This window comes from Halorussus sp. AFM4 (assembly GCF_051194995.1).
Taxonomy (GTDB): domain Archaea; phylum Halobacteriota; class Halobacteria; order Halobacteriales; family Haladaptataceae; genus Halorussus.
In genome coordinates this window covers 231,474-256,964 of the sequence record NZ_JBNTJT010000005.1, presented here as the reverse complement: position 1 = coordinate 256,964, position 25,491 = coordinate 231,474, and the positions used below count along the sequence as shown (strand labels likewise).

At 58.5% G+C, this 25,491-nt stretch carries 24 protein-coding genes and 6 pseudogenes; 18 read left to right on the top strand and 12 right to left on the bottom strand.

All coding sequences use genetic code 11. The features are described 5' to 3' along the window. Positions 1-164 precede the first annotated feature (164 nt). From ACQUQF_RS21410 to ACQUQF_RS21390, 5 genes and pseudogenes are all read left to right on the top strand, one after another. Positions 165-558 (top strand): annotated as a pseudogene (locus ACQUQF_RS21410) (hypothetical protein). A 188-nt stretch (positions 559-746) separates the two neighbouring features. Then, entirely contained in the window at positions 747-1,106 is a 360-nt protein-coding gene (locus ACQUQF_RS21405; protein WP_435181239.1) for a MarR family transcriptional regulator, read from the top strand. Next, a complete protein-coding gene (locus tag ACQUQF_RS21400) occupies positions 1,103-1,444 on the top strand; it encodes a type II toxin-antitoxin system PemK/MazF family toxin (RefSeq protein ID WP_435181238.1) in 342 nt (113 codons plus the stop codon). The genes ACQUQF_RS21405 and ACQUQF_RS21400 overlap by 4 nt, the downstream gene beginning before the upstream one ends. Positions 1,445-1,572: 128 nt before the next feature. Further along, positions 1,573-1,971, top strand: a pseudogene (locus tag ACQUQF_RS21395) (DUF7437 domain-containing protein); the annotation flags it as partial. Further along, positions 1,964-2,436: pseudogene (locus ACQUQF_RS21390) on the top strand (hypothetical protein). The pseudogenes ACQUQF_RS21395 and ACQUQF_RS21390, both read left to right, overlap by 8 nt. A gap of 176 nt (positions 2,437-2,612) precedes the next feature. On the opposite strand, the gene ACQUQF_RS21385 reads toward ACQUQF_RS21390, so the two are convergent. Next, positions 2,613-3,389 carry a hypothetical protein gene (locus ACQUQF_RS21385; protein WP_435181237.1) on the bottom strand — a complete coding sequence of 259 codons (777 nt, stop codon included), beginning with the start codon at positions 3,387-3,389 and terminating at the stop codon, positions 2,613-2,615. An 11-nt stretch (positions 3,390-3,400) separates the two neighbouring features. Continuing rightward, on the bottom strand, positions 3,401-4,270 hold the full coding sequence (locus tag ACQUQF_RS21380) for a hypothetical protein (protein ID WP_435181236.1): 870 nt from the start codon (positions 4,268-4,270) through the stop codon (positions 3,401-3,403). Positions 4,271-4,436: 166 nt separating this feature from the next. On the opposite strand from ACQUQF_RS21380, the gene ACQUQF_RS21375 reads away from it, so the two are divergent. The 3 genes and pseudogenes from ACQUQF_RS21375 to ACQUQF_RS21365 all read left to right on the top strand — a co-directional run. Then, complete coding sequence (locus tag ACQUQF_RS21375; RefSeq protein WP_435181235.1) at positions 4,437-5,825, top strand: hypothetical protein; 1,389 nt, start codon at positions 4,437-4,439, stop codon at positions 5,823-5,825. Then, positions 5,822-7,240 (top strand): argonaute/piwi family protein, encoded by a 1,419-nt coding sequence (locus tag ACQUQF_RS21370; RefSeq protein ID WP_435181234.1) that lies wholly within the window; start codon positions 5,822-5,824, stop codon positions 7,238-7,240. The genes ACQUQF_RS21375 and ACQUQF_RS21370 overlap by 4 nt, the downstream gene beginning before the upstream one ends. Positions 7,241-7,357: 117 nt before the next feature. Then, positions 7,358-7,992 (top strand): annotated as a pseudogene (locus tag ACQUQF_RS21365) (transcription initiation factor IIB); the annotation flags it as partial. 154 nt (positions 7,993-8,146) lie between these two features. Here ACQUQF_RS21365 and ACQUQF_RS21360 read toward each other — a convergent pair. Together ACQUQF_RS21360 and ACQUQF_RS21355 are read right to left on the bottom strand one after the other, a co-directional pair. Next, positions 8,147-8,791 (bottom strand): Cdc6/Cdc18 family protein, encoded by a 645-nt coding sequence (locus ACQUQF_RS21360; RefSeq protein ID WP_435181233.1) that lies wholly within the window; start codon positions 8,789-8,791, stop codon positions 8,147-8,149. A 37-nt stretch (positions 8,792-8,828) separates the two neighbouring features. Further along, positions 8,829-10,139: an RNA-guided endonuclease InsQ/TnpB family protein gene (locus tag ACQUQF_RS21355; protein ID WP_435181232.1), complete on the bottom strand. Its 1,311-nt coding sequence runs from the start codon at positions 10,137-10,139 to the stop codon at positions 8,829-8,831. Between the two features lie 38 nt (positions 10,140-10,177). Between ACQUQF_RS21355 and ACQUQF_RS21350 the strand changes: the two genes are divergently transcribed. Continuing rightward, entirely contained in the window at positions 10,178-10,321 is a 144-nt protein-coding gene (locus ACQUQF_RS21350; protein WP_435181231.1) for a hypothetical protein, read from the top strand. 181 nt (positions 10,322-10,502) lie between these two features. On the opposite strand, the pseudogene ACQUQF_RS21345 reads toward ACQUQF_RS21350, so the two are convergent. From ACQUQF_RS21345 to ACQUQF_RS21335, 3 genes and pseudogenes are all read right to left on the bottom strand, one after another. Continuing rightward, positions 10,503-11,327 (bottom strand): annotated as a pseudogene (locus ACQUQF_RS21345) (transcription initiation factor IIB). A 13-nt stretch (positions 11,328-11,340) separates the two neighbouring features. After that, positions 11,341-11,760 carry a hypothetical protein gene (locus ACQUQF_RS21340; RefSeq protein ID WP_435181230.1) on the bottom strand — a complete coding sequence of 140 codons (420 nt, stop codon included), beginning with the start codon at positions 11,758-11,760 and terminating at the stop codon, positions 11,341-11,343. Further along, a complete protein-coding gene (locus ACQUQF_RS21335) occupies positions 11,760-12,674 on the bottom strand; it encodes a ParA family protein (protein ID WP_435181229.1) in 915 nt (304 codons plus the stop codon). Before ACQUQF_RS21335 ends, ACQUQF_RS21340 begins: the two co-directional genes overlap by 1 nt. 929 nt (positions 12,675-13,603) lie before the next feature. On the opposite strand from ACQUQF_RS21335, the gene ACQUQF_RS21330 reads away from it, so the two are divergent. The 9 genes and pseudogenes from ACQUQF_RS21330 (at position 13,604) to ACQUQF_RS21290 (ending at position 20,672) form a co-directional block, all read left to right on the top strand. Then, positions 13,604-14,716: a DUF7221 family queuine tRNA-ribosyltransferase-like protein gene (locus ACQUQF_RS21330; protein ID WP_435181228.1), complete on the top strand. Its 1,113-nt coding sequence runs from the start codon at positions 13,604-13,606 to the stop codon at positions 14,714-14,716. Between the two features lie 43 nt (positions 14,717-14,759). Then, positions 14,760-15,011 (top strand): hypothetical protein, encoded by a 252-nt coding sequence (locus ACQUQF_RS21325; protein WP_435181227.1) that lies wholly within the window; start codon positions 14,760-14,762, stop codon positions 15,009-15,011. A gap of 136 nt (positions 15,012-15,147) precedes the next feature. Next, on the top strand, positions 15,148-15,327 hold the full coding sequence (locus tag ACQUQF_RS21320; protein ID WP_435181225.1) for a hypothetical protein: 180 nt from the start codon (positions 15,148-15,150) through the stop codon (positions 15,325-15,327). Positions 15,328-15,466: 139 nt separating this feature from the next. Continuing rightward, on the top strand, positions 15,467-15,937 hold the full coding sequence (locus ACQUQF_RS21315; protein WP_435181224.1) for a hypothetical protein: 471 nt from the start codon (positions 15,467-15,469) through the stop codon (positions 15,935-15,937). Next, positions 15,938-16,228: a hypothetical protein gene (locus ACQUQF_RS21310; RefSeq protein ID WP_435181223.1), complete on the top strand. Its 291-nt coding sequence runs from the start codon at positions 15,938-15,940 to the stop codon at positions 16,226-16,228. Continuing rightward, entirely contained in the window at positions 16,114-16,833 is a 720-nt protein-coding gene (locus ACQUQF_RS21305; RefSeq protein ID WP_435181508.1) for an Eco57I restriction-modification methylase domain-containing protein, read from the top strand. The genes ACQUQF_RS21310 and ACQUQF_RS21305 overlap by 115 nt, the downstream gene beginning before the upstream one ends. 290 nt (positions 16,834-17,123) lie before the next feature. Beyond that, complete coding sequence (locus ACQUQF_RS21300; RefSeq protein WP_435181222.1) at positions 17,124-18,311, top strand: phosphoadenosine phosphosulfate reductase family protein; 1,188 nt, start codon at positions 17,124-17,126, stop codon at positions 18,309-18,311. A gap of 648 nt (positions 18,312-18,959) precedes the next feature. After that, positions 18,960-19,718: a DNA polymerase sliding clamp gene (locus ACQUQF_RS21295; protein WP_435181507.1), complete on the top strand. Its 759-nt coding sequence runs from the start codon at positions 18,960-18,962 to the stop codon at positions 19,716-19,718. Between the two features lie 348 nt (positions 19,719-20,066). Next, a pseudogene (locus ACQUQF_RS21290) lies at positions 20,067-20,672 on the top strand (DDE-type integrase/transposase/recombinase). A gap of 293 nt (positions 20,673-20,965) precedes the next feature. Here the strand turns inward: ACQUQF_RS21290 and ACQUQF_RS21285 are convergent. The 5 genes from ACQUQF_RS21285 to ACQUQF_RS21265 all read right to left on the bottom strand — a co-directional run bounded on the left by ACQUQF_RS21285 (position 20,966) and on the right by ACQUQF_RS21265 (position 25,446). Beyond that, positions 20,966-21,163, bottom strand: a complete 198-nt coding sequence (locus ACQUQF_RS21285) for a XapX domain-containing protein (protein ID WP_435181221.1) — start codon at positions 21,161-21,163, stop codon at positions 20,966-20,968. 111 nt (positions 21,164-21,274) lie between these two features. Further along, positions 21,275-21,922 (bottom strand): nucleotidyltransferase family protein, encoded by a 648-nt coding sequence (locus ACQUQF_RS21280; protein ID WP_435181220.1) that lies wholly within the window; start codon positions 21,920-21,922, stop codon positions 21,275-21,277. Then, a complete protein-coding gene (locus ACQUQF_RS21275) occupies positions 21,919-23,157 on the bottom strand; it encodes a molybdopterin molybdotransferase MoeA (RefSeq protein ID WP_435181218.1) in 1,239 nt (412 codons plus the stop codon). The genes ACQUQF_RS21280 and ACQUQF_RS21275 overlap by 4 nt, the downstream gene beginning before the upstream one ends. Positions 23,158-23,196: 39 nt before the next feature. Then, complete coding sequence (locus ACQUQF_RS21270; protein WP_435181217.1) at positions 23,197-24,243, bottom strand: PLP-dependent cysteine synthase family protein; 1,047 nt, start codon at positions 24,241-24,243, stop codon at positions 23,197-23,199. 129 nt (positions 24,244-24,372) lie between these two features. After that, the gene (locus ACQUQF_RS21265; protein WP_435181216.1) at positions 24,373-25,446 is read right to left on the bottom strand and encodes a BMP family ABC transporter substrate-binding protein; all 1,074 of its coding nucleotides are present in this window, start codon (positions 25,444-25,446) and stop codon (positions 24,373-24,375) included. Positions 25,447-25,491: the final 45 nt, after the last annotated feature.

Sequence of the window (25,491 nt, the reverse complement as noted above, 5' to 3'; positions counted from 1 at the left end):
AAAATCCGGATTCACGGAAGTATCAGATTTGGTGCATAGATTGGCCAGATACGTTTCGATGGTGTCTATCGCCCCTACGAGGGGTGGCGGGACGCATTAGATGCCGCCGATAGACGATAGCTTCGGAATGACGCACCGAAACACGGGCAGCGCACCACGCAGGAATAACCTCCAATGGTGAGGCGCCATGGGCGGGCCTCGAGGTGACGGTCCCCGACCGATCGGGCTCAAGTGTCGGTCGTCGCGCTCGTAGAGTGTGCCCTCGTCGAGCTCACGGACGAGGCCGTGGGCGCCGTCTTCGTCTCACGGCAGGTCGGACGATCGACGCGGACACAGTACGTCGCCGGCGACGACATCGGTGAGTAGTTCCAGAAGCGGCACTTCGACGACCGGCTGGGCTGGCACGAGACAACCGTCCCTCGACGAACCGTTCGAGACGAACTCATCCCCCAGCTCACACGGTCGGCCTCGACGCCGGCAGAACGGTCATATGAGGGAGCAGCCAGCGAGCCAGACACCTTCATGGTGAAACCGGTTCGAGATCTCCAGACACGATAGCGGCTAGGCTTAACCAACATCTCGGACTGATACCGGCACAGTGTTGGTTAATACTGAGGGGCGGATATACACCCTCGCCCCCGTCCGCTGCCCTGTCCCTCAAGTGAACTCATCCCGAGGCACGGAGACACTTTCCCAAATAACAAACAAGCCAAATAGCTATGTTCCAACAGTCCCAACACTATTCTATGTCGAGCGGCACCATCGATATCGACGAATTCGAGAACGCCGACGCCGACGAGTTCGAGGAACGGAATGACACCGAGCAGATCGTACTCTTCCTCGACGAGCATGACGACCGAGCGTGGAAGGCGGCGATGATCGCCGACCGACTCGGGTTGGAGACGGACGCTGTGAGCGCGATCCTCTCGCGATTGAAGGAACGCGGGGTCGTGCGGCACAAGCGCCCGTACTGGGCAATCACGGACGACAAGGAACGACTCCAATCGGCCTACCGGCTCCACCGACACCACGAGACGGCAGACGAACAGTACGGTGAGGAGCGTCTTGAGGACCTCCAGACCGACGAGATGGAAGAGGTACAGTGACTGCGTTCGAAGAACTAGACCGTGGTGATATCGTCTGGGCCACCGACCCGCTTTCGGAAAAAGGTCGCCCGATGCTCGTTCTCGGGACACCTCGATTCCCGAACCATGGAGTACAACTCATCACGTGCCTGATTTCCACGAAGACCTATCACGAGGAGTCGATCACGCTCCGAGATGACGATTACGAAGGCGATTCGCTCGGAGAACGAAGTTACGTCCTCCCGTGGTCGCTTGCGACCCTCAACAGTGCTGCAGACGTGGAGCACTATCTAACCTCGCTCGTCGACGAACGCACCGAGGATGTGACGAATCAGTTGATCGACTACATCTCCTCCTGAGAATCCCTCCCATTATTGCTGTTAGAAAAGCACGTCATCCAGGCCGATAACAAGGATATCGAACTGAACCTTCCCAAATGCCGCGGAGCGTTCTAGAACTCTTACAGCCTTAATCGGTCAACCATTACGCCGGCGTCGTCGAAGTCACGCAGGACGAGTAGCCACGCCAGTATGCCACTCGGGATATCGACCGGACCGTGACGACGGTCGCCGGGGACCGCGGGTATACGATTACGCCGGCGTTCATAGATGCTGTCGGCCGTAGCGAGACGAACGCCGACATCGACACCTACATCAACCGCCACGGCGTCGCCGACCTCGCGACGGCGCTCACCTACGCGGTTGCTCAGTAGCGCGGCGAGGTGACCCATCGGCGGATTGCTGAAGCTCTCGATATCCCGTCACTATCTGCGGAGATGATCCTGCAGGCGCTCTGGCCCGTGGTCGACGAGCAATACGATATCAAGGAAGTAGGGGCGGCACTCGACAAGTTAAACGTCTGCGACAGCGCCGCTGATGATGCGTGAGCCGCCCCACATCGCCGACACCGGCCTGTTCGTCGCGATAAGACAGCCCTCGAACAGTCGCTACGGGGCTGTTCGGCGATTCGCTCACCGGAACGACATCACCTTCGTCCTGCTGGAACGGGTGTACCGGGAGGTGACCGTCGACGACCTTGACGTCGAGGACGTGCCGGTAGACACCGCGATAGACGAAGGCTGGCGACAGTTGTGGCGCCGCTCGAATGCTCCGAGCCTATCGCCTCGAGGGTGATGGACGGCGTCCAGCGCTACATCGCGAACGCCGACGACCGGCCCGCGGACGAGGTCGAACGGGTGGACGTGGCCCCCGCCGCCTTAGCTACCTAGCATCTTAGCGCGGTGACTGAAATCTACAGTTACACAACCGATGTTGCGGATGGCCAGGGAGCCCAAACCATGCTCCCGGGTGAGGGGTACGGTGACTCGTTGACGTTGGTGAACGGGTTCTGATTCATCGAGGACCTGGTCGCCGACAACAGCTGAGGGGATTCAGTCCTCATTCAGTGGGAGAGAACGCTCAAAAGCCCTCGGCCGCTCGGCGTCCCGCGACCGCCGCTGCGCGCGCAGCCACGACTTAGAATACTCAATTTAATATCGGCATCTTAGGATCCAATTAATGTACTTCTCTAATTGTCCAAATCTATTGAGGCGGTCGGTGTTTCCTCACCCGCGAACGTCTCCAGCAAGTACAGAACACTGAACCCGAAATTCTCATGAATCCAATCCTGATTCGAATAGATGTCCGTGAAGTCACCAGTTATGAAATGGCTGATACCGATCTCCTCCTTCAGGAACACAGCATCGCAGATCAACGCGATATCCGCGTTGTTCTTCATGTGGACGGGCCACTCCTTCAACCGCTTCTCGACGTCCGGATACTCTCTGTCCCGCACCGGTTCCAGATAGACACGGGCCTCGATCTGGTCCTTGTGCTTGATCGACCGCTCCATCAAGACGTCCTTCAGCTTCCGAGCAGCCTCACGAGCGGTCCGCCGAGTGAGCTCGCCCTCCTTCTCGAAGTACCACTCAAAGTACTTCTGGAGCCGTGGCCGGACCTCCATCTCCTCGGACTCCTTCATGTCGAACCGGTCGACGTACTCGTCCATCACCGTCTCAATATCGAGCTCTTCGTCGCTGTAGGTTTGCAGCTTTTTCCCGAACTGCCTCAGCTTCAACCGGAACTTCGCCCGTTTCTCCCCGTACAGGCCTTCATCCCGGTCTAACCGGATGTCGGCGGAGCGCCGACTGTTGTCGCCAGTACTGGAGCAGTACTCGTAGACTGCGTTCTTTCCGGTGTAGATTGTGTTGTCGGTGTCGAACAGGCGTTTGGCGTCGGGGTACCACCGGTCGTTGATGAATGTGAGTCCGAGCAGGCAGTTGGTATCTACGAAGTACCGGGTCATGGAAGGGTTAGTTAGGGGGCGGGTGAGAGACCGAGGAGGGCGATTGCGACTCCGTCAGCGGCTTCAGACACTACTTGGTTCTCTTTCAGGTCTGTGTGTAGCCGGGAGCGTTCTCGCTCTATCAGTTCGAGTTCCTTCCGAATCTCCTCTTGTCGGCCTTCGAGGTCCTGCGTGTCTAGTTCCTCGGCGATCTCTTCGGGGGTCAATCCGGTGTTTTCGCGTTGGGCGAGGTCGATGCAGAAGATGGTCCAGAACAATTCAGAGACCTTCAGGGCCTTCTGCGGCCGGTACTCTTCGGCATCAAGTTCAGCACTTACGACCGAGTACCAGAGATCCAGGTCCTGCTCCAGCCACGGGTAGTCGTCGACCGGGAAGGTATCGATGATATCGAAGACCGTGTTGATGACTGCTTCCCTGCTGGAGTCTACTTCGGGGTAATCTGGTTTGTCGTCGATAGCGTCACTGAGCTGTTTGTCGAGTCGTCGGTAGTGGCGTTGGACGTCGTAAGGCGCGTCCTCGTACATGTCATCGGTCAGCCCCTCCGTATTTTGTTCGTACAGACGGTTGAGTGCTCGGGAGAGTGCGAGTCGAGCCTTTGTTTCTTCCTCCCTAGGGAGGCTGACCTGGGAAGCTGAAAGGCTGCAACGGACTTCTCGGCTATCGTCACTCCAGTCTACCGTGACTGGGGATCCACCGGTCTTCGCCATGGTTCCGAACTTGTACCAGAAGTGCTGGATATCCGTGTCTAATCCGACGTCGTTGAGTTCCTTGTCTGCGAAGTAGAGCAGTTTATAGAAGGTTTTGGGGCGTAACGGGTTCGAGTAGAATCTCTCGTCCAAGAGAAGGGCCGTTACCTCCCCTACGCTCAGTGTAGAGGTCATGCTTATCCGAAGCTAACAGCACCACCTCTAATTACTGTATTGAAAACAGTGAATCTGAATCAGGAACGCCCAAAACCGTGGCCAAGCATCCAATTCTTGGCCTGAATCCGGGACCATTCACTGCGACGAAATGATTTAGGTACTCCATTGTGAGGTTCGGCATAACGTGGCGCTCACCAACCTCCTAGGCGAACGCGAGGCCCTCGCTAAAAACTCGGAAATCTACGGTGACAAGGTCCAGGAGTACATGGAGGCGATGGGATACTACATCACGGAAACATCGCCTACCCATGGCGGGCTTGTCGACCAGAAATACGAACTCCCAGAGATCAGGGGTGACCGAGAGGTCTGGGTCGAGCTCAAGTGGACAGACCAGCGCCGTCACGGGAAGAAATTCCTCGAGGAGATGGGGAAGTACTTCCTCCACTACATGGACCGGTCTCCTGAGAAACGGTTCGACGTGGCCATCTTCGGGCGGAACCTCGAGAACTTCAAAGAGTGGCGGAAGATCTTCGACGTCACCAAGCAAACCGACGAGGCAATCCAGGAGTTCTACGATCGGGTCTGCGAGAACGACAAACTCTCAGACGACCATCGAAGGAAGATTAAGAGCTATCCGATGGACGATTTCGAGGAGTTCCTGAGTGACACCCACGTCTACCAGGCCGACTACGACTCGCTCTTGATGAAGATCGAGGAGTTCGAGAAAGACGACCGGTTCAAACCCGACTTCTTCCAGCGCGAAGCCGAACCCATCACCGACAGATCAGAGCTGACCACCAACCTCGTCGAGATAACAGAGTACCCTGAAACTCTGTACATCGGAGACCAGGTGGAGGGCGCGACACAAGAGGTCGCATTCAAGCTACGCCCATTCACGGTACCGACGTGGTTCAAGTCGAACAAGGTGTATAGCCTGTTGCCGCCGGAGGAAATGCCGAGAGCGGTCAAACAGTTCATTGACCCGGACACGGTCGAGGAGACCGGGTTCCGGTCGTGGGTAGAAGCCGATCAAGGGAACGCCGATATTGGGAAACGGCTGATCCGGGCCGTTGTCCTCTCCAATGGTGAAGACCGTGGCTGCATCGCGATAAACTACCGTAGCGACTATCACCTATACTTCCCACACGAAGACCCCGAAGCGGAGGTCCGGAAAGAAGAGGGGCGACAAGTCACAAAACACTACGATGAGGCCGAATCACCCTTCTTCCGCCACCACTCACTCCGTATCGGCATCCTCGAATACTCGGGACAGTACTTCCTCACCCTGAAACCAGCTATCCTGTTCACCACCAACGGGAAAGAAAACCGGATCACCGGGGAACAAGCCAAACCGTTACACGACAGGTTCAGCCCCAGCCGACACGGGAACAACCGGAAAACACGGAGCCGGATCAACCACTGGTGGAAAATCCTGGACTACGGCGACCCCAAACAGGACGAGCTGGACATCGGGACAGAACCCGTGATGCTCGAAGTCAACAAAAGGCCGCCGAAAGACACCGACGAACGGGACGGCACCATGCAGAACAAGTGGATAGGAGATTTCCAATGAACGAGTTCACCGCCGAAGTCCTCGACGAACCCGGCTTGATGTTCGCTGACGGCGAGGACTCCATCGACCCCCGAGTCGGATTGATGAAATACGGACCAAGAACTCCATCCGGCAAATCCGAACACCAGGTAATCAACGTCGGATACATCGGGTCTGGCCGGTCTCTCGGCGGCCTCGAGAAACTGTTCAAGGACATGGAGCTGGCGATCACCGCCGACGAGGACAAGTCGAAGCGGTGGAAACCACCGTTCCCCGGCCTCGGCGAACGGTCGCCGCTGAACTTCACGTTCAATACGCAGAAGCGGTGGCGGCAGACGATTACTCGAGGCGAGATCCGGGACCTGAAACAAATCCGCAGCCGGAAAGACCGATTGGAAGAAGCGGTCGAGATCATCAAGATCAACCTTGAAGTCCTGTACGCTAAGGAAACGCCGCCTGACGTCGTGTTCATCGCGATTCCAGAGGCGATGTGGGACGCATGCACTCCATCCCACCAGGACCATGCCCGGATGCAGTCAGAGACCAGCGACTTCCACAACCGGATCAAGCTGCTAGGGATGGAAGTCGGGTTGCCGACGCAGCTGATGCAGCCGAAGACCCTCCGCGGTGAGGATGTCCAGGACAAGTCCGAGATCGCATGGAACATCGCGGTCGGAACACTGTACAAGGCGCAACGCGGCCATCCCTGGAAACTAACCGAGCTGGAGGATGGAACGTGCTTCGCCGGGATATCCTTCTACAAAGAGCGAGGCGGAGACCAATCCCGAACACGGACAGCTATGGCCCAAGTCTTCCTGGAGACAGGGGAGAACTTCATCCTTCGAGGTGACCCCGTCGAAGGAGAGAAGCACGGCCCAGGGAACAACCACCTCGCAGAAGACGACGCCAAGCAACTGGTAAAGAAGATTCTCAGGCACTACCGTAGCCACAAAAAGACTGAGCCGCGACGACTGGTGCTTCACAAGCGGTCGGAGTTCTGGGAAGAGGAGCGAGAGGGCTTCATCAAAGGTGCCGGGAACATCGAGTTGATGGACTTCGTCACGGTCCGAGAGCGGCACCCAGTCCGGGCCTTGAGTTCCGGGATTTATCCGGCGCTTCGAGGCACAATGGTCTCCGCACCGAACAACGAGGAGCACTACCTGTACACGAAGGGGTACATCCCGGCCTTGTCGACGTATCCGGCCTCGAACATCCCGGAGCCGATCGTGGTCAAGCCGGATCCAGAGGTCAGTGATTCATCGCCACAGAAGCTGTGCCGAGAAATGCTGGCGTTCACGAAACTGGACTGGAACACTTCGGATTTCTGCACGAAGCTTCCGGTTACAATCGGAATCTCAGATGCCGTTGGGAACATTCTGGCTGAAGCCGAAGCTCAAAACACCAGTCTGGACATCCATTACTACCATTATATGTAGAACATCAGCTGGATTGTGTTCTAGTTGACTGGAGTACCGATACCATCCGTTTCTATCGGCCCCTCAATGGGCGAGGGGTTCGCTGTACTGGCGGGTTCCCTGAACACGGTGAAAACGATGGCAACCAGAGACATCTACGAGAGCGGATTCGACGAAGACGTCCGAACGGAATCGAGTGCGAACCAATGTCCCGAATGTGACGGCCGAGTCACCACGAACGCGGTCAAAACGATCTGTGAGGACTGTGGCCTGGTCATCGACGAACAGCGTATCGATCACGGGCCGGAGTGGCGGGCGTACGACGACGAGGAGTGTGAACGAACGGGCGCCCCACTCACTGCCGCCCGCCACGATCGCGGCCTGTCGACGGAAATCGGTCGCGGCACCGACGCGAAGGGGAACGAGATCTCTGGGCAGAAGCGGCGGCGACTCGCGCGGATGCGCCGTGAGCAGACCCGTGGGCGCTGGCGGTCGAAAGCTGAACGTAATCTCGCTCAGGGACTAGGCGAAGTGCGTCGGTTGGCGAGTGCACTCGAACTCTCCGATTTGGTCCGCACCAGGCGTGTCAGCTCTTCCGGAGCGCCCAGAACGAGGATCTGCTTCGTGGCAAATCCATCGAGGCCATCGCCGCGGCCAGCGTGTACGGGGCCTGCCGGTGCAATAGCCGCTCACAGTTGGTGGACGACGTCAGTGAGATGGCCTTCATCGCGGAATGGCAGGTCACGAACGCGTACAATACCTGTCATTCCGATTGCCGTTCGGGATCGTTTCCATCGTAAATTCTTCCTTGGCATTTCTTTTTAAACTTTATTAGAATACGAAGGCCCGACTTATATACCACATCTCAGATGCCCCCGTGGTAGAGTGAAAAGACTGAACGGGGGGTAGTAGAGTGAATTTGCAGAGTCAACTTCGAAGCGACCGGGCCAGCTCTCGGAAGCGATTGTCCTCGTCGTTCGCCAAGTTCTCCAAGGCAGTCTCAACATCCACTAATAAGGCGTAGGTATTCGTGATACCCCGCCCCCGACCACGGCCATGCCGATCCTTTTCTAACAGGCCAGAGTGCTCAAGATCGTTCAACTTCTCTCGGAACGTATGTTCAATCAGCGTATCCGTTCCGACTGCCTCGCTGAAGTCTAGATAAGTATCGTATAGATCACTCGTTTCGGCGGGCGTCTCCCCATTTCGTGCAGCCGCTACTACCGTAAGCAGTGCTAGCTTCCGCTGAGTGGTTTCAGCACGAATACTCTCTCCGACACGGTCACGTTCGAGCTGAGCTTTAGCATGGCGGACATGCTCTTCAGTTACGGTCTCCTCGTTGGCTTGCTTGGAAGTCTCGCACGCTTTCGATAACAATCTTAGTGCCTGTCGAGCGTCGCCCGAATCCTGGGCAGCAAATGCTGCGCAGAGCGGAATCACGTCGTCAGAAAGAACATCACTCTCAAGTGTGGCTGCTGATGCCTCTTTGTCAGTGAACCGAGTGTCGCGTAGCGCCTTTACTGCACGACGAGCGAGAATGTCCTTAAGCTGGTCAGCTTGACATCCTCCCACCCCTGAAGGGGTGGGATTCCTCCAGTGGGGATGTTGGCTACGCCGCACCCACGGAGGCAAGTTTCCCCTCGCGGGTACTCTGGTTTGTGCGCTCCTCGTTGGGACTTACCCTCTCGGGAGAGCGTGATGACTCCGACCACGTATGGTCGTCCCACTTGAGGCGCACGGGCCGTGCCATCGACCCGACTTCTTTGCCAGCCTGCCGTTCAAGGAACGTCCGCGAGGCACCGAGGTCGGCGTGTCCCTCGTAGCCGCACGCGCACCGGAACACGTCGCCCTTTCGTTCCGTGTTCTCGCGCCCCCCACACGCCGGACACTCCGCCGTCGTGTACGCTTCCGACCGCAGTTCAACTGTAATGCCGTACTCCTCGGCAGTCGTTGCGAGCTGGTCGATGAACGAGCGGAACGCCCAGAACTGGTGGGTCTTTTCGTTCACCACCGCACTCCAGTGCTTCGACAGCACGTCGGTGAGATCGCCGACGTACACGGTCGCGACGCCCTCGTCGTACAGTCGTTCGATGAGGTCGCGTACAAGGGCGTATTGGACGTGGTCGCGCCGTCGTGTTCGCTTGCGATACAGCCGCCGAATCCGCTGGCTGCTGTATCGCCCCTCGCGAAGTTTCGACTGCAGGCGAGCAATCTCTCCGGTCGTCTCGCGGAAGCGGGCGAATAGGTCGCGGCCCTCGTAGAGGTACTGCTGGCCGGTCGTAGTGGTACAGGCGACGAGGTTGTTCGCGCCCACATCCAGAGCAGCCGCTTGGTCAGCTAGTGGTGGATCCTGTCGAGGACCGGATACGGTGACAGGCTGAATGGCTCTGAACGTGTCGGCCACCTCGTCGTAGTACAGTTCTAGCCGGCCCTGTTCGCCGTCCCACTTGGGAGCGCCGCAGACTTCCAGTCGCAGGCGGTCGTGGTAGCCAAGCCCGTACTCGTCTTTCAGGTCTTGCCCCACGGGGATTTCGAGGCGACTCCGCTCGCCGGTAACGAGGGTGTACTGGTCGTTGCGGATGTACGTCCGCAACTGCCGACCGTCGTCCTCGTTGCCCCAGTAGCCGGGTGGGGCGGTGTCCTCGCCGTCCTCTCGGGCGGCGAAGAACGACCGCCACGCCTCGCCGTTCTTGCGGATGACCTGTTGTGCGGTGGCGGAGCCGAGGACGCCGACGTACCGTTTGCGGTAGTCGGCGGTGTCCCACACGGAGTTGCCATCGAAGAGCTGCTGGCGGCGTTCGTAGTTGAGTTCGTTCCACAGGCTGGCGGAGGCGTCCAACAACTCGCGGAGCAGTTGCTCGTCCTCGGCGGAGAGCGGGCGCACTGCGAACGTATTGGTTCGCCTCACGATAATAGACATTTGGAGTCTTCCGTCCAAATGTCTTTTGGACACGGACGATGCGACCGAATATCGACATCTCGCACACATTGAATGGGCGCGTGAAAGACTACGCCGAACGGCAGGACGTGAGCCTCGAAGAAGCCTACCGGGAAATTATTGAAGCAGGTCTTGAGGCGGTGGAACATCCAGACGAGCCGTAGCGCGTGGATTGCCGGGCTGTGTTGTCGCTCACACCCACCCCTAAAGGGGTGGGCTTCCGCTCGCTACGTGTCAGAACCGACGGAAACACGCCTTCATGCAGAAATCCCGGAAATATAGCGATGGTGGGAAACGGTGATCCTCTGCTCCCCGCCTTGACTTCGCTTTCGAGAATACAATAGGTCAGTGAATTCCCATTGCTTCGATCTGTTCTTGATAGCGGTTCCGAATCATGACCTCAGTCACTTGCGCCACGTTGGCGACCTCCCTCTGGGTTTGCTTTTCGTTACAGAGGAGCGACGCCGCATAGATCGCAGCCGCAGCGAACCCCGTTGGAGACTTCCCCGACAGCAACCCTTGGTCTGCAGTCTCGTCGATGATCTCGTTGGCCTTCATCTTCACTTCCTCACTCACATCGAGTTCAGACGTGAACCGTGGGACGTACGCTTTCGGATCGACGGGCTCCATCTCGAGGCTAAGTTCCTTCGTAACTTACCGATACGTACGGCCGATTTCTTTCTTTTCGACCCGAGATACCTCAGCAACTTCATCAAGACTCCGGGGAATGGTCTCTTGGCAGCAGGCGGCGTAGAGACAGCTGGTCGCAACCCCTTCGATGGACCGGCCACGAATCAAGTCGTCTTGGAGAGCCCGACGATAGATGACTGACGCGACTTCGCGGACCGACCGAGGGACACCGAGCGTCGACGCCATCCGATCGATCTCCGACAAAGCGAACTGGAGATTGCGCTCACCTGCATCCTTCGTGCGAATGCGTTCCTGCCACTTCCGTAGCCGATGCATCTGACTTCGTTTCTCCGAGGAGAGCGACCGACCCTAGGCATCCTTATTCTGCCAATCGATCTAGGTGGTCGGAGCGCCAACACGACTCATACTCTAGCGTTCGCCATGATTGAACGCCCGCCACTCCGAATCTCTGTCCACATTGATTTCCTCAACAACGAGTTCGCAATCCTCACAGACGATATCGTTACTATCGTCGCTCAGAACGAGAACAAAACTATTCGTCGGCTAAATCATCGGGGATCTCGAGACCGCGAGCGTCCATGACATAGCGGGCCCAGAGTTCTGGATGGTCTGCCGCCATCCGGAAAATCGCGTCATAGTGTTCGCGGCCAGCTACGTTCTTAACTCCATGCTTATGGAGAATGCGGTCAACCTCGAACTTCTGAATCTCGTCCTGAGTTTCACGTGTTTCCTCCCGGACGTAGACGTTCATCTGCATGTCGCCCTGGACGAAGGGAAACGCCGGGTCCTCATAGGGGTCGACTGAGTCCTCGACCTCCGTCTGGTCGTCGCTTGTTGGTTCCTCAGTCTCCGTTGTCGTTGCCGATTCGTCCATCGACGTCTCCGTGTCCGCTTCCGAATCTGTCTCCTGCGACTGCTCTCCAGCCGCTTGGTCAAGATCCTCAAACGCCATTATCGGACCACCTCCCCGGTTTCAACGATTGCAGCCAGTTCAGCATAGTATGGGAGCTGGTCACAGTCTGAATCATAGTCGCGGAGGGGTTTGCCTACGTCGTGGGCTTTGTCAATTGCGCTTCGATGCCGAATACCCGGTAGCGGCCCATCATAGTCACCATCATCGATATCTTGCCAGTCACTCTCAGTAAGACGGGCAAAGTTCGGGATGATTGCGTCCGCGTTACTCAGACCGTTTAACTCTTCGAGCAGGCTGCGGTCTCGAGTATCGTAGTCGATGCGAGCACGGAGATCGGTGGGGACAACAGCAAGGATGTTCAGGTCGAAGTACTCACGTGCTTCTTTGACGAGGCGGTTCATCGTGTTGGTGAGTCCGCTCTCGTAACCATTTTCTGGTCGAAGCGGTAGGATGATGTTCTCAGTAGCATACATTGCGTTGTCGTTCAGCTTCCCGCGGTTCGCGGGGCAGTCCACGATAATGTAGTCGTATTCGTCGCCCAGAAGCGGGTCAACGATGTTCTTTTTGAGTCGAGTGGTTCCCATTGTTGCTTCCTTGAGTGCACTCTGCACGGTCTCAAGGTCTTCGTGAGCAGGGAAGAGGTCGAGGCCATCAGCGACGGAAACGATATGCTCTCTCGGGTCAGCGCCCTCGACGATTACGGACTTCGCGTGATTATCCTCCTCGTCATCGGCGCTAGCGTACAGGTCCTCATAGCCGAGGTTCAGCGTCATGTGGCCGTTGTCATCAAGATCGATGACGAGTGCTTGACCGTTCCTGTGAGCAAGTTCACGGGCGAGGTTAATTGCTGTCGTAGTCTTGCCGGAACCACCCTTAAGCAAGTTGACCGCGACAGCGCGTGATTCTGGCTCGTGAGGCTGATACGGGTCAAGTACGTGTTCTTCTTTATCCATTGGCGTCCTCCCGCCAGACTCGGTGACGCGTCCACAACCGGCGACGAGTCTACAACTTGCACCGGGTGTACACATTGTGGCGATTGGTCCGAGTCTGGCCTTTGTACGCTAACCCCCTCACCCATACTGCATAAAAGTTTCTACCGAGTGTACAAATTCTAGTCACGGCGCCATCGGTAGCAGTTGCACAATTTGTGCCAATTGTACCGATTGTGGACTTTCAAGGATTCAGTCCACCGTCTACTAGTACACTCTCTAGGTAACGCACCGTCCACGCCCGCTACAACCGTCACGGAGTGTGAGGCCGCCACCAATTGTACAAACGCTGCCGATTGGACCGAAACTGGCCTTGGTACGCTTACCCCCCCCTTACTCAAGCCGCATATAGATCCTCACCGGGTGTACAAATTGTATCTCCAGCGCCACCTGTGACGGTTGTACAATTTGTGCCAAGTGTACCAATTGTACAACCGATGCCGGTGGTTCCGAGTCCGGCCTTTGTGCATTAACCTCCTGGCCTGTAGCGCATACAAAGCGCCACCAAGTGTACAAATTCCAGCCACGGAGCGACCTATAACGGTTATACAAATTGTGCAAATTGGAGCGGTTCTACCCTTTCTAAAATTCAACTTGCCGTCCAACAGAACACTCCCCCTGGGAGACGTACTGTCCACGCCCGCTACAACCGCCACAAAGTCTGAGACCGCTACCGATTGTACAACCTTTGCCGATTGTTCCGAGACCAAACGCGGTCCTCCAGCGCCGCCCTCCAAGAGCGACCCGTACTTTTTCACCCTCCATACGGATGAGAGGGTCGCTAACCGCCGCCTCGCCTAGCAGCCATGCACGACAAACTCACATTCTACTGGACAGTCGCGAGCGGGAGTTCTCGGAAAGCTATCCGCACCGCCGGTCTCTCAGTCGACAAAATGGAAGACGAGCTCACAACCCGAAACGTCGACCTTGACCCAGACGACGTTCCAGAGCCCGAATTCGCGATGGTGTCGCACGCGACGAAGATGAACGAGCCTTGGGACGGGCCCGACTGGATGATCGACTCCGGCGGCTACTCAACGCTGAACTCGAACGCCAGCTACGAAACCGACGTCGAGGAGTACATCGACTACCTGCTCGAGCATGAGTCGAAAATCAGCCGGTACGTCCTGCGAGACTGGGCGTGCGAAGACGAACTCTTACGGAAGTACGACCGGACGGTTCGCGACCACCAGAAGTGGACGATTCGCGACCATATCAAATGCCGCGAGCAAGCGGACGCTGCCGGGTTGGACGCAGAACCTGTCGCTGTCCTCCAGGGCTACGACATTCGTGACTACCTCTGGCACTACGACTACCTCCGCGAACACGGCTTGCTTACCGACCATCTGGGTATCGGGTCGGTCTGCCGGCGGAACTCCGAAGCGCAACTCCGATCGACGATCGTGCAGCTGCGCGAAGAGATTCCCGACAGGATTACGCTCCACGGGTTCGGCGTGAAACAGACACTTCTGGGCTACCCTGACGTCGTCGACGCGCTCAACAGCGTCGATACCGCTGCCTGGAACTACGGCCTACGGATGGACGCCGAAGCGAATAATTCTGCAGAAGGCCATCGGAATACCTGGAATCGGAATCTGGAAGCCTACATCGCGTACCGCGAAAAGATCACCGGGTTGCTGGACGCCGTCGAGGACGGAGACGGTACTTCCCAAATCACGCGCATCGGGAACTGGTCGGCGACGCCCGACGTTCCAGATGGAACGTATCCGATGGTCGAGTGTCTGTGCGGGACGGTCCTCGACCCGAACTCGCTCATCAACGACGATCTCCCAGACCCGGAGCCGGCTTGTCGGCACTGCGAGCGGTTCATCATGTCTCTGTGGGACCGGAATCTCGACCCCCACGACGAGTTCGGGACTCCTGACGACGAAGTCGTGCCCGACCCGTCAGATTCGGTGTCCTCACCGGGCGAGTCACAGGGAACAGACCCGATTCTGAAGCCAGATGCGGGGATTCCGACCGGCCTCGCGGCGCCCGGTCGATAAGTCCGGGGACAGGTATTTGAGAGAATCGCGACGTGTGCACCACATGGAAGATGATCCATCCGTTTTTCGCCAGCTCGTGGAGACCGGCCAGGGGGACGTGATTGCTATTGACCCCGATGGAGGGATAGTGGAGATTGGAGAGACATCGCTTCGCCTCCGGAAGCAGACCGAACACGAAGGGTTGGAGGTTCTTTCTCCGTCCATCACGGAGCATGGGAGTCTACTATTTAAGGACGATCGCGATGGTTCGTATATCGAAATTGAGTTCATCGATGGGGGATGTGAGGAGTCGTAGGGTGTTTTTCGCCGCCACAGGTGGTGGCGCGGCGCTCGTCAGCGCATAGGCAGCCACACCGTCGGCAGTCCGAGCGCCGGCCATACAAAGGTAGTTTGCCATGTTAGAAGGAAGAACCATCGAGAACGTTCGGCGCATGACCGACGAAGAACTGGAAAGCGAGCACTGGCACCACTATCGGGGGAGTACACCCCTCGTCCTTGAACTCGATGATGGGACGAAGGTGTACCCATCGAAGGACCCCGAAGGGAACGGCCCCGGTGCGCTTTTCGGCGAAAACGAAGACGGCCAGAAGGTTCGATTCGGACTCAAGTAATCAGCAGGTTGAGAACCCCCTACCCGGCTTTTCATACAGGTCCACGCGGATTTTCAGAACTGCAGTAGCCAACAGGACCGTTCGTGAACGTTAGAGCGGTGCTCTAACAAGTTTTCTTGCGCTCCGGGCGGTGAGAGCGATGGTCGCAATTCAAAACCCGTTCAGTCGAGACCTCACGCAGGTCGAGGCCGACGAAGTAGACCAGCCCCGGCCTACCAATCCCCGCTACGGAGAACCGGAAAGCACAGTCGCAGTCCGGGCCCCATGCGAAGCCTGCGGCTGTCGCTGGGTCACCAACCCCGAGATCGTCATTCCGGAGGGACTCGTCGAATGCGGTCACTGCGGGATGGTTCGGGGTCACCTCTACCGTGACTCGAAACTCACAGAATACGCCGACGAGGACACAACATCAGCTGACGGCTCGACATTCGAATACAAACGGGTGAGCGGAGGGCCGCAAGACGGCTTCGACGAACTGCTTAACGGCAGCCGGTACCTCGTGTTCGTCTCCCCCTGGTTCGACTTCCTCTCCGCGTTCGATGCGCTCGTTGAGCGCTGTCCATACATGCGTCACCGGTTCCTCGAGGACCACTCGCTGGAGGGAGAGTAGATGCCGGCAGAGAACGGGTACGTCCCGACGCCGGCGCCGGTCGCGGACTACGCTGCTGCAGCCGCGTTCGGAACGTCCCGGCCGGGCGAGATCGACGACGGTCGGATGCTATTCCCAGGTCTGGGAACCGGGAATCTCTACGATGCGGTTCGGCGGTACTGCACGGAAGGTGAGAACTGGTACGTGCCCAATTCGACTACGAGTTCCCGGACTGCGTCGGAGTCGAGAACGACCCGGCACGAATCGAAGAGTTTGACGACCAGCACGCTGACGCGCCGGTCGACGTCGTAGAGTCAGATTTCCTGTTAGACCCGCCAGACGGGAAGTTCGACTGGATTCTCGGGAATCCGCCCTATGTCCGCTACAATCGGCTGCCAAAGAACAAGCGCAGTCGGTACCGAGAGAAGTTCACGCTCGCGACGGATCAATTCCCCCTGTACGTGCCGTTCTTCGAGCAGGCGCTCCGACTGCTCAAGCCCGGCGGGTGGCTCACGTTTATTCTCCCGATCGGAGCTCTCACAACCGGGGTTGCCGCACCGCTGCGGGACACGCTTCGCTACTACTTCACGGGCCCTATCATGTACTTCCCCGAGCAGACATTCAACCGGCAAGTCGAGACCTTCCTGGTCGGGCTGAAGAAAGAAGAGACGAAGGGACACCATCTCTGGCTTGAATCGCTCTACGAATACGAACTACGGCCGATCCTCAAGAGGCTCGACGTCGACGATATCGATGACGCAGTATCCAGCTACTACACGAGTCACAAGCTCACCGAACGGATGGTCACTTCCCGAGACGCTCGAGAACGAGAAGGCCGGCAGACAACTCGGCTGGCGAAGGAGGCCGGAGAGTCGACAGGGTCGAGTGGTCGGCAGGTCGCCCTCGGAGAGTATTGAATAGCAACACGATAAAGTATAAAACAAGAAAGAATGAGGATAAACCATGGTTGACCACTCGAGAGTAACTGGCAGCGGAAAGGCTCGAGAAGTCTTCAACGCCCTCCGAACTAGCAAGTCCGACGAAATGGAGCTAATCGACCCCAAAGGGGCAGAAGCGTAGAGAGGCCAAGTCGTATTCTAGGGACTTCTTCTACGGACAGCTGCCGGTCGGTAGCCACTGCTATCAAAGGGGGAGCGGGCGGCGTCGTTTGTGGCCTCCAGGGCAGTGAGGAGGTCGCTATTCCCACATGATTCAGATGGACACGTACGATATTGCGCCCCCGCCCGATGCGGTCCGGACCGGCGAAATCCCGAAACCAGACCCAGATACGGACCCAGTCGATATCTGGGAGATCGGGAGAGTGCTCGACACGTCTGGAGTCAGTAGCCGCGGAAAGGACAAAGGAGTCCTGTTCAGCGGCGGAGACGACTCGTTGGCGCTGACTCACATGGCGATGGAGCAGGGTTGGGCCGACTTCGTCATCCACCTGGACACGAACAGTTCCATCCCCGAGAACATCGACTACGTCCGAGAAGTCTGCAAGGAGTATCAGTGGCCGTTCTTCATCATCTCGTCGCCGATGCCGCTTGACACCTTCGCGTACCGCTACGGGTTCCCGGGAAGTTCCTGTCACACAATGGCGTTCCAGTACTTCAAGGGACGCCAGCTGGGACACTTCTACCGGAAGCGATCTGGTGACGTGAAACTCTTCTCGGGCGTTCGGAAGCTCGAGTCCGACCGCCGCATGGAGAACATCGAAGCAGAAGTCCAGTACGAGGACGCCTCCGAGAGTGGGAATTTCACCGGCTGGTGGGTTTCGCCACTCATCGACAAGACCGACGACTGTGTCCACGAGTATCGCGGGCGCCACGACCTCCCCCGGAATCCCATCAGTCAGAAAATCCACCGTAGCCGCGACTGTCAATGCTTGGCCTACGGGAACCGTTCGGAAGAGCTCGTGATGATCGAATCCGAGTACGCCGAGTTCGCCGAGTGGCTGTTAAACGTCGAGAAGCGCGTGCAGGAATACCGCGGTCGCGTCTACCTTCTTGAGGACAAGTACCCCGAAGTCGCCGAGCGCGTCGAGGACCTCCGAGAACGTGAGACACCGTATCCGATGAAGCTCACCGTCCTCAAAAATCACTTCCCCCATGTCTACGAGGATATTGTGACCGTCACGACCGAGGACGCGATCCTCCGGGGGAAGATGGAGCCAACAAGCTACATCGGTCACGGCGGACTGTCCACGAAGGAACTCCGCAACCTCACCGCGTCGGCCGACATCAGCCAGAAGACGCTCTGCGAAACCTGTGGGGATGGCTGTAGTACGCTCGTGACGTCCGTCAAGCGCGACGTCGAGGCCGCCAAGAGCAGGCTCGAAACCACGTCGACGAACAGCATGTCGCAGGTCCAGACCAAACTCACGAGCCATTGACCGTTATCGCTAACTGCCGGCAGGCGACTATCGAGGCCGTGAGCCTAGCAATTACAGCGGAAAGATGGTGTGTCGCAGGGGGTTTTATTTCCCCCAGGGGGAGCGAGGGGTTAATTCCCATCGCAGTCAGCACGAGGTAGTCAACTCATGAGCGAAAGTCAAACTTCGACGGAGAAGGCAGAATCGTCCACCAAGGGCCCGAACGTGACCCCCGGCAGCATCCCGACCGGCAGTGCTGTCCCGGCAAGCCCGAGTAGCAACAACAACTCGGGCACCGAAGACAGTCCGAACGACGACACGGAGAGTCCGGAAGCAGTCCCCGAGAAGACCGAGAACGAGGGCAACGCCGAGGAGGGTCAGGACAGTCCTGCCGCCGAGGTCGGAGCAGCGTCGGTCGAGGAACCCGAGCCCGCTGCTGTCGAAGACGACGGCGAAGACGAGGAAGTAACGGACGGCAAGGACGAGGAGAACGACACCGAAGAGACAGCAGCAGACGTAGATCCGGCCGAGGTCGAGAACAACGAGAAGGAAGCGCCGGACGTCGAGGCTGAAGTCGAAGAGGAGACCGAGATCGATGTCGAGGAGGACGGCGGCGAGGACACCGCAGCGGACGACGCCGCCGGCGACGAGGAGGAGGAGAGTGCGGAGGTGTCGGGGAAGGTCTCGCACTTCAACACCGCGATCAAGGCGGGTGTCCTGAAGGACACGGTGTCTGCGCTCCGAGCGCTCGTCGACGGGTGCAAGATTCGGCTCACGCAGTCTGGCTTCCACATCCGGGCGGTCGACCCGGCCAACGTCGCGATGGTCGAACAAGATATCGGGAAGGCCGCGTTCGAGACCTACGAGATCGATGAAGGGCTCATCGGGCTCGACCTCGAGCGGTTCGAGGACATCATCTCGATGCCGGGCAAGGACGATCTGGTGACGCTCCGGCTGGACCCCCAGTCCCGGAAGATGAAGATCCTGTTCGACGGGCTCGACTTCACCATGGCGCTCATCGACCCGAAGAGCATTCGCGCAGAGCCCGACATTCCGGAACTGGAGCTGCCCGGCGCCGTCACGGTCAACTCCAAGAAGATCGACCAGATGGTCACCGCCGCGGACATGGTCTCGGACCATCTCTCGTTCGGCATCGACGAGACGAAGGGTGCCTTCTACGCGACCGCGGAAGGCGACACCGACGACGTCACCGTCGAGTACGAGCAGAACGAAGTCGAGGACCTCGAACTCGGGGACGCCCACTCCATCTTCTCGCTGGAGTACATGGGTGACATCGAGAAGGAACTGCCGTCGGACACCCTCATCAAGATGCAGCTCGGAGACGGCATGCCGACGAAGCTCTCGTTCCAGTTCGAGAACGAGGCGGTCGACGTCCTCTACATGCTCGCCCCGCGGATCGAGAACTGACCTGCGTTCCCTGAGCCGCTTCGGACCTCCCGTTTTTGTACACGAGCACCGGCAGTGCGCTCGTTCAATACACTAACCAGTAGCTTTCCAGACCCATGACAGCCAGTGATACGACCGCGATTTCGACGGAGAAAGACTACGGGGAGACCGTGGACGCTCGCGGGACGCCCGAGGACCTAATCCGTGAATTCCAGGAGGCAAACGGTGGACTGTTCACGACTGACCCGTGTTCCGGTGCCAAACACGCCCAATTGCAGAGACCCGGTGGACGGTCAAGGACAACGGTCTCGCCGGCACTGTATAGTTAGGCCAGTTTAAGAAGTAAGAAGGTTGTAGCGGTCGTGTCCTATGCAAGCCGCAAACCTGCTCAGAGCGACGTTAGACACCGTGACTCATGAGTGTTGGCAGCGGGAACAGACGGCGATACCCGTCAGGGCGTTCGCCGTCCGGCTCACGCTGCCGGCTGTTCGCTCAGAGAAACAGCAGCGATTCTTGGTTTGGAGTTGGGTGCATCGGCTAGCTGACAGCGTCGGCGACCCGCAGTCGGGCCAGCCGACGCGGGTCGCAGTTGACGAGACAGCTGTCCGAATTAACGGAGAGTGGTCTTGGGTATACGATGCAATCATCCTTGACGAAAAGGTGCTGTTAGACATTGCAGTGTTTAGACGGCGTGGGACTGATCCGATGGCTGTGTTCCTCCACGGTCTTACCGAGAAACATAATCTTTCTGATACAGAGTTTCTCGTTGATGGCGCAGGCTATCTGACATCACTCTAACGATTAGAGTTGAGCGGTCAGCTTGAATATCACGATCAAAACCATATCGAGAAGTGGTTTTACACCTTCAAGATGAAGATCAACTGCTTCCATTCGTCGTGGGTGGACAGTCGGCATTGAGTCCGCCAATGGATTGCATATTCCGCCCATTACTATAATGTCCAGCGACCGCACTAAGCGCTCGATGAACGTACGCCAGTCAAGGAGGAAAACTAGACGATGCCTCCACTAGGACATGACGGTCGCTGGCCAATGATTCTGGAGCGTCAATGAGAACGCTGTCAGCCTCCTCGATGACTCAGGGTCACCAGTCGTTGCTGTCAGTGCCATGAACAGAACGTCTTGTGATTCGACGGTCGCGATACTCGTGAGATTCCGACTCGGTCGGAAGAACCGGAGGTCATGACGACCTACGCGGACCAGCCGATATCCAACGATGAACTGCCTGACGTCACAGCATAAGAGTTATTTCAGAAGACGGAGGAGAGTACCTCCAGTAGATCGACACGGATACCCAACCACTCGACTCCTTTGTACCCTAGGAAGATTCCGACGATTCCGAGTACGCCAGAGAGATTAGCTGGGGCCGGGATTGGTATCTGTACAAGGCTGAACAGGGTCCCGGCGAGAAACCCCGTCAGTAAGGCCAGAACGAGTTGAGAGGCCATAGTCACCTTACAGGTTCAGAACTGATAAAGATCGAGTCTTCAGAGGAACCGGTCAGTGAGTCCCCGGGTATCGCGTGACCTACATCTGGCGGTGGGGAGACAATGTGTTCCTCACCCGGTGTACCGTTGGATATCACGCTCGCGATCGATATCACGAACAACGCCCACATCCTCGGTCTCGATGAGGGCCGCATCCTCGTGCTCCTCGATAAGCCGTCGACCACCCCGGTCACCCGTCACGTCTGAAAGCACGTCGAAATGCTCCGAACCGAAGAGTACGGGATTGCCCCGTTTACCCTCGTAGCTTGGGGCCAAGATCGTTCCCACTCCTGCCACGTACGCATCACGTAGAGCGTCGACTGTGTCGGAAGCGACGAACGGCATATCACCAAGTGCGAAGACCACACCGTCCCAACCGCGCTCCAACGCAGTTTCGACCCCAACACGGACGGAGGTACTTTGTCCCTCCGCGTAGTCTTCATTATGCCGGAACATCACGTCTAGACCATCGAGAGCATCTCGTACCGCTTCAGCCTCGTGTCCGACAACGACGACGACCTCAGCAAGTTCGGAATCGAGGAGGGACTGGACTGAGTGTCGCACGATGGGTTCGTCCGTGACGGTCGCGAGGAGTTTGTTCCCATCCTCGAACCGCTCACTCACCCCGGCAGCGAGCACGACACCGCCGACGGCCCCTTCTCCATCGGTGAACACGTTGGAGGTCACGTCCAGATCGGTCGGCATCCTCTCGCTGGTCATTCGGTCGTAGCGTACGGAACGACGGGTACTGACTCTTCCGACTGGAATCCGGTCTTCGTCAAGACGAACCCGTCAGCGCGGGTTGCACGGGTGCTCGAGGAAAGGACGCTCGGGTCGAACGTGTCACCGTAGACGGCAAGCGGTGAGCTTTCGTGTCCGAGTGGCTCCGCACGGCCGTCACCGAGCGTTACCGGGATGGCGTACTCGAACCCTTCAGTTGGCACATCGACGCTGACGGTGGCAGTGGCGGACACGTCCGCGAGCGACGACTCGCCTGTGAAGAAGGGTCGGAGTACGAGCGTCGCGATGGTGTGGGCGCCGACCGGTTTACCGGGGACGGCGAACGCGACGGCATCGTGGTCCGGCAGCACCGCGGCGGCGATGGGTTTCCCTGGCCGGACTCGGACTCGGTGGAACAGTACGTCCCCCAACAACCGAAGTGCACGGATGACGTGGTCCTTCTTCCCGACGCTCGTCCCGCCGGTGGTGACGACGACGTCGCGATCGGCAGCGACCGACGCGATAGCGTCTTCGACGCGGTCGTACTCGTCGGGGACCGTCCCCTCGTACGTCGCCTCGTGACCCCACGACCGTACCAGCGACGCCAGCATCGACGAATCGAGGTCGGTGCTTCGACCCTCGTGAATCTCGGTTCCGGTCGCCAGCAGGCCCACATCGAATCGCTCGACGACAGGGACAGATTCGTAGCCGAGGTCCTGGAGGAGGACGGCGTCCTTCGCGGAGAGGCGCTCGTTGGACTCGAAGAGCGTCTCTCCGGCGGCGACGTTACTGCCGCGTTCGTAAACGTACGTCCCTGGGTCGAGAGGAGGACCGTGGAGTTCACCGTCTCTGACGGTGGCCTCCTCGATCTTCAGGACTGCGTTGGCCTCCTCGGGAATCGGTGCGCCGGTTGCGACACGGACCGACTCGTTCGGGGCCAGTGACGGTGGGTCGTCCTCGGGGAACACCTCACCGTCGAGGATCTCGAACGGGTACGACTCGTTCGCGTCGAACGCGAACCCGTCCATCGTGGAGTGACTGTGTTTCGGAACGTCGGATCCGGCGAGCAGCGACTCCGCGAGGACGCGTCCCTCGAACGCGTCGGACATCGAGATGTGCTCGCTGGACTGCGCGGCGAGAGTTCGAGAACGGAGCGTGAACACGGTCTCGACCGCCTCTGACCGCTCGACCGCGTCCCCGTGGTCGTGACTCGGGTGGCCGTGGTCGTGTGACATATCGGAAGGTCTCGGGATGAGACCATATTTGTTATGTCGTCAGTCGATGATGTCCCAGTCGGATTGATGGCGTTCGAGGACCTCGCGCGAGTGGTCGTCGAGGGGGTGGTCTCTGTCCGGCACCGCTATCTCGTGATCGGGCTCGAAGAGTTTCGTCGTGAAGTAGCGATGGCCGGTGTCGGTGACGATGGTCACGACCTCGTCGATGTTGGGCCGCTCCCGGGCTATCTTGATCGCCCCTTCGACGTTGGCTCCGCTGGAGATACCACAGAAGATGCCTTCTTGGTCGGCGAGTGAACGAGCACGCTCGATCGCGACGTCGCTCTCCACGACCACAACGCCGTCGAGGAGTTCCGGGTCGAGGTTCTCGGGGACGAACCCGTCCCCGATGCCCTCGATCTCGTGTGTGCCCCACTGGCGGCAGGACAGCAGGGGCGCTTCCGCCGGTTCGAGGGCGTATATATCGACGGCCGGGTCCGCGTCCCGCAGTCGCCGTCCCACACCGGTGACGGTGCCGCCCGTTCCCTGCCCTGCGACGAACGCGTCCGGCGCACCGCCGAGCTGCTCCACTATCTCCGGCCCGGTGGTCTGTTCGTGCGCGGTCGGGTTATCGGGATTGCTGAACTGGTTCGGGAACCAGTACTCGTCGGGGGACTCGTCGAGCATCTCCTCGACGCGCTGTACGGAGAGGTCGACGTCACTCTCGCCGCCGGGTGTCTCGATGAGTTGGCCTCCGTAGGCCCTGATGACCTTCTTACGTTCCTCGCTCATCCCCTCCGGCATGACAATCGTCACGTCGTAGCCGAGCTGGGAGCCGACGAGCGTGCAAGCGATGCCCGCGTTACCGGTCGAGCACTCGACGATTTCCATTCCCGGTTCGAGGTCGCCCCGGTCCTCGGCGGCGGTGATCATCTCGTGGTAGATGCGGTCCTTGATGCTCCCCGATGGGTTGACGAACTCGAGCTTAGCGTAGATGGTCGCGTCAGCGTCGTCGCTCGCTCCCGGAAGTTCAATCAGTGGTGTGTCGCCGATGGTCGAGAGGACGTCGGTCGTCTTAGCGCCCACGTCAGTGTCTGACGAACGCATGCGTCATACAGAACATATCCAGGTAGAAAGTATCGACGGACCCGGCGATAATCGATATCCCAGGGCGTTCTGATGTCACGACCCATCGTAGAGCCCTCGCAGAACGGTCGTTCGAGAGGGTGAAGGATGTTACTTGGGAACCTTACCCTCGACGCCTTCCACGTAGCTACTCATCTTCTGGAAGATGAACGTCTCGTTCTTGTCCGCGAACTTGCTGTTCGCCCACACGTCGAGGTTCCCCTTCTCGATCGCCGAGCGCTTCTTCGAGACCGTGTTCTTCACGTCCTTCGGGACGGACGGCCCCCAGTCGGAGAGGTCGACGAGACCGCTTTTGAGTCCCTTCCAGTAGAAGTCTGACTTCCACGAGCGATTCCGCACGGACTTGAGTGTCGGCTCGTAGAACACATCCCAGTGCCAGATCGGCGAGGTGAGGTAGTTGTCACCTCCGAACTTGTCCATCGGCGCATCGTAACCGGTCGCCCAGATGTTCGCGCTGTTCGCCGCTTTCACGGCCGCCGGTGAGTCCTGATGCTGCGCCATGACGTCTACGCCCGCGTCGATGAGCGTCTGTGCTGCCTCCTTCTCCTTCGGCGGATCGAACCACGTGTTCGTCCAGCGGACCTTCGTGGTCACCTTGTCGTTCACCGACCGGGCACCGAGCGTGAACGCGTTGATGCCGCGGACGACCTCGGGGATGGGGAACGCCGCGACGTACCCGAGCTGGTTCGCTTCGGTGACGAGGCCGGCGGCGACCCCCGCGAGGAATCGCGCCTGGTACATGCGGCCGAAGTACCGGCCCATGTTCTCCGCTGTCTTGTACCCCGAACAGTGTTCGTAGAGTGTGTCCGGATTCTGCTTGGCGACCTGTAACATCGGGTCCATGTACTCGAAGGTGGTCCCGAAGATGATGTCGTATCCTTGCCGGGTGTACTGCTCGATGACTCGCCGTGAGTTCGCCGGGTTGACGGCCTCCGAGTACGCCGTATCAAGCCAATCGTACTTCTTGGCCACGGTCTTCCGACCTTGGTCATGGGCCCACGACCACCCGAGGTCACCGACCTCCGAGATGTAGAGCCACGCGGCCTTGACCGATTTGCGTTGGTCCTGAGTTGCGTTGTCCCCACCTGTACAGCCGGCGAGTCCCACCGTACCTACCGTACCGATCGCTTTTATCGCGTCTCGGCGAGTTGCGTTCGTGTCCATGGTTGTTGGCTTTCGTGCTTCGTTGTGGTTCGTCAAGGTCCACCG

Coding starts and splice junctions, on each gene's coding strand:
- ACQUQF_RS21405 (WP_435181239.1), top strand. CDS start 747: ATGTCGAGCGGCACCATCGATATCGACGAATTCGAGAACGCCGACGCC.
- ACQUQF_RS21385 (WP_435181237.1), bottom strand. CDS start 3,389: ATGACCCGGTACTTCGTAGATACCAACTGCCTGCTCGGACTCACATTC.
- ACQUQF_RS21380 (WP_435181236.1), bottom strand. CDS start 4,270: ATGACCTCTACACTGAGCGTAGGGGAGGTAACGGCCCTTCTCTTGGAC.
- ACQUQF_RS21370 (WP_435181234.1), top strand. CDS start 5,822: ATGAACGAGTTCACCGCCGAAGTCCTCGACGAACCCGGCTTGATGTTC.
- ACQUQF_RS21355 (WP_435181232.1), bottom strand. CDS start 10,139: ATGTCTATTATCGTGAGGCGAACCAATACGTTCGCAGTGCGCCCGCTC.
- ACQUQF_RS21350 (WP_435181231.1), top strand. CDS start 10,178: ATGCGACCGAATATCGACATCTCGCACACATTGAATGGGCGCGTGAAA.
- ACQUQF_RS21340 (WP_435181230.1), bottom strand. CDS start 11,760: ATGGCGTTTGAGGATCTTGACCAAGCGGCTGGAGAGCAGTCGCAGGAG.
- ACQUQF_RS21335 (WP_435181229.1), bottom strand. CDS start 12,674: ATGGATAAAGAAGAACACGTACTTGACCCGTATCAGCCTCACGAGCCA.
- ACQUQF_RS21330 (WP_435181228.1), top strand. CDS start 13,604: ATGGAAGACGAGCTCACAACCCGAAACGTCGACCTTGACCCAGACGAC.
- ACQUQF_RS21325 (WP_435181227.1), top strand. CDS start 14,760: ATGGAAGATGATCCATCCGTTTTTCGCCAGCTCGTGGAGACCGGCCAG.
- ACQUQF_RS21320 (WP_435181225.1), top strand. CDS start 15,148: ATGACCGACGAAGAACTGGAAAGCGAGCACTGGCACCACTATCGGGGG.
- ACQUQF_RS21315 (WP_435181224.1), top strand. CDS start 15,467: ATGGTCGCAATTCAAAACCCGTTCAGTCGAGACCTCACGCAGGTCGAG.
- ACQUQF_RS21310 (WP_435181223.1), top strand. CDS start 15,938: ATGCCGGCAGAGAACGGGTACGTCCCGACGCCGGCGCCGGTCGCGGAC.
- ACQUQF_RS21300 (WP_435181222.1), top strand. CDS start 17,124: ATGATTCAGATGGACACGTACGATATTGCGCCCCCGCCCGATGCGGTC.
- ACQUQF_RS21285 (WP_435181221.1), bottom strand. CDS start 21,163: ATGGCCTCTCAACTCGTTCTGGCCTTACTGACGGGGTTTCTCGCCGGG.
- ACQUQF_RS21280 (WP_435181220.1), bottom strand. CDS start 21,922: ATGACCAGCGAGAGGATGCCGACCGATCTGGACGTGACCTCCAACGTG.
- ACQUQF_RS21275 (WP_435181218.1), bottom strand. CDS start 23,157: ATGTCACACGACCACGGCCACCCGAGTCACGACCACGGGGACGCGGTC.
- ACQUQF_RS21270 (WP_435181217.1), bottom strand. CDS start 24,243: ATGCGTTCGTCAGACACTGACGTGGGCGCTAAGACGACCGACGTCCTC.
- ACQUQF_RS21265 (WP_435181216.1), bottom strand. CDS start 25,446: ATGGACACGAACGCAACTCGCCGAGACGCGATAAAAGCGATCGGTACG.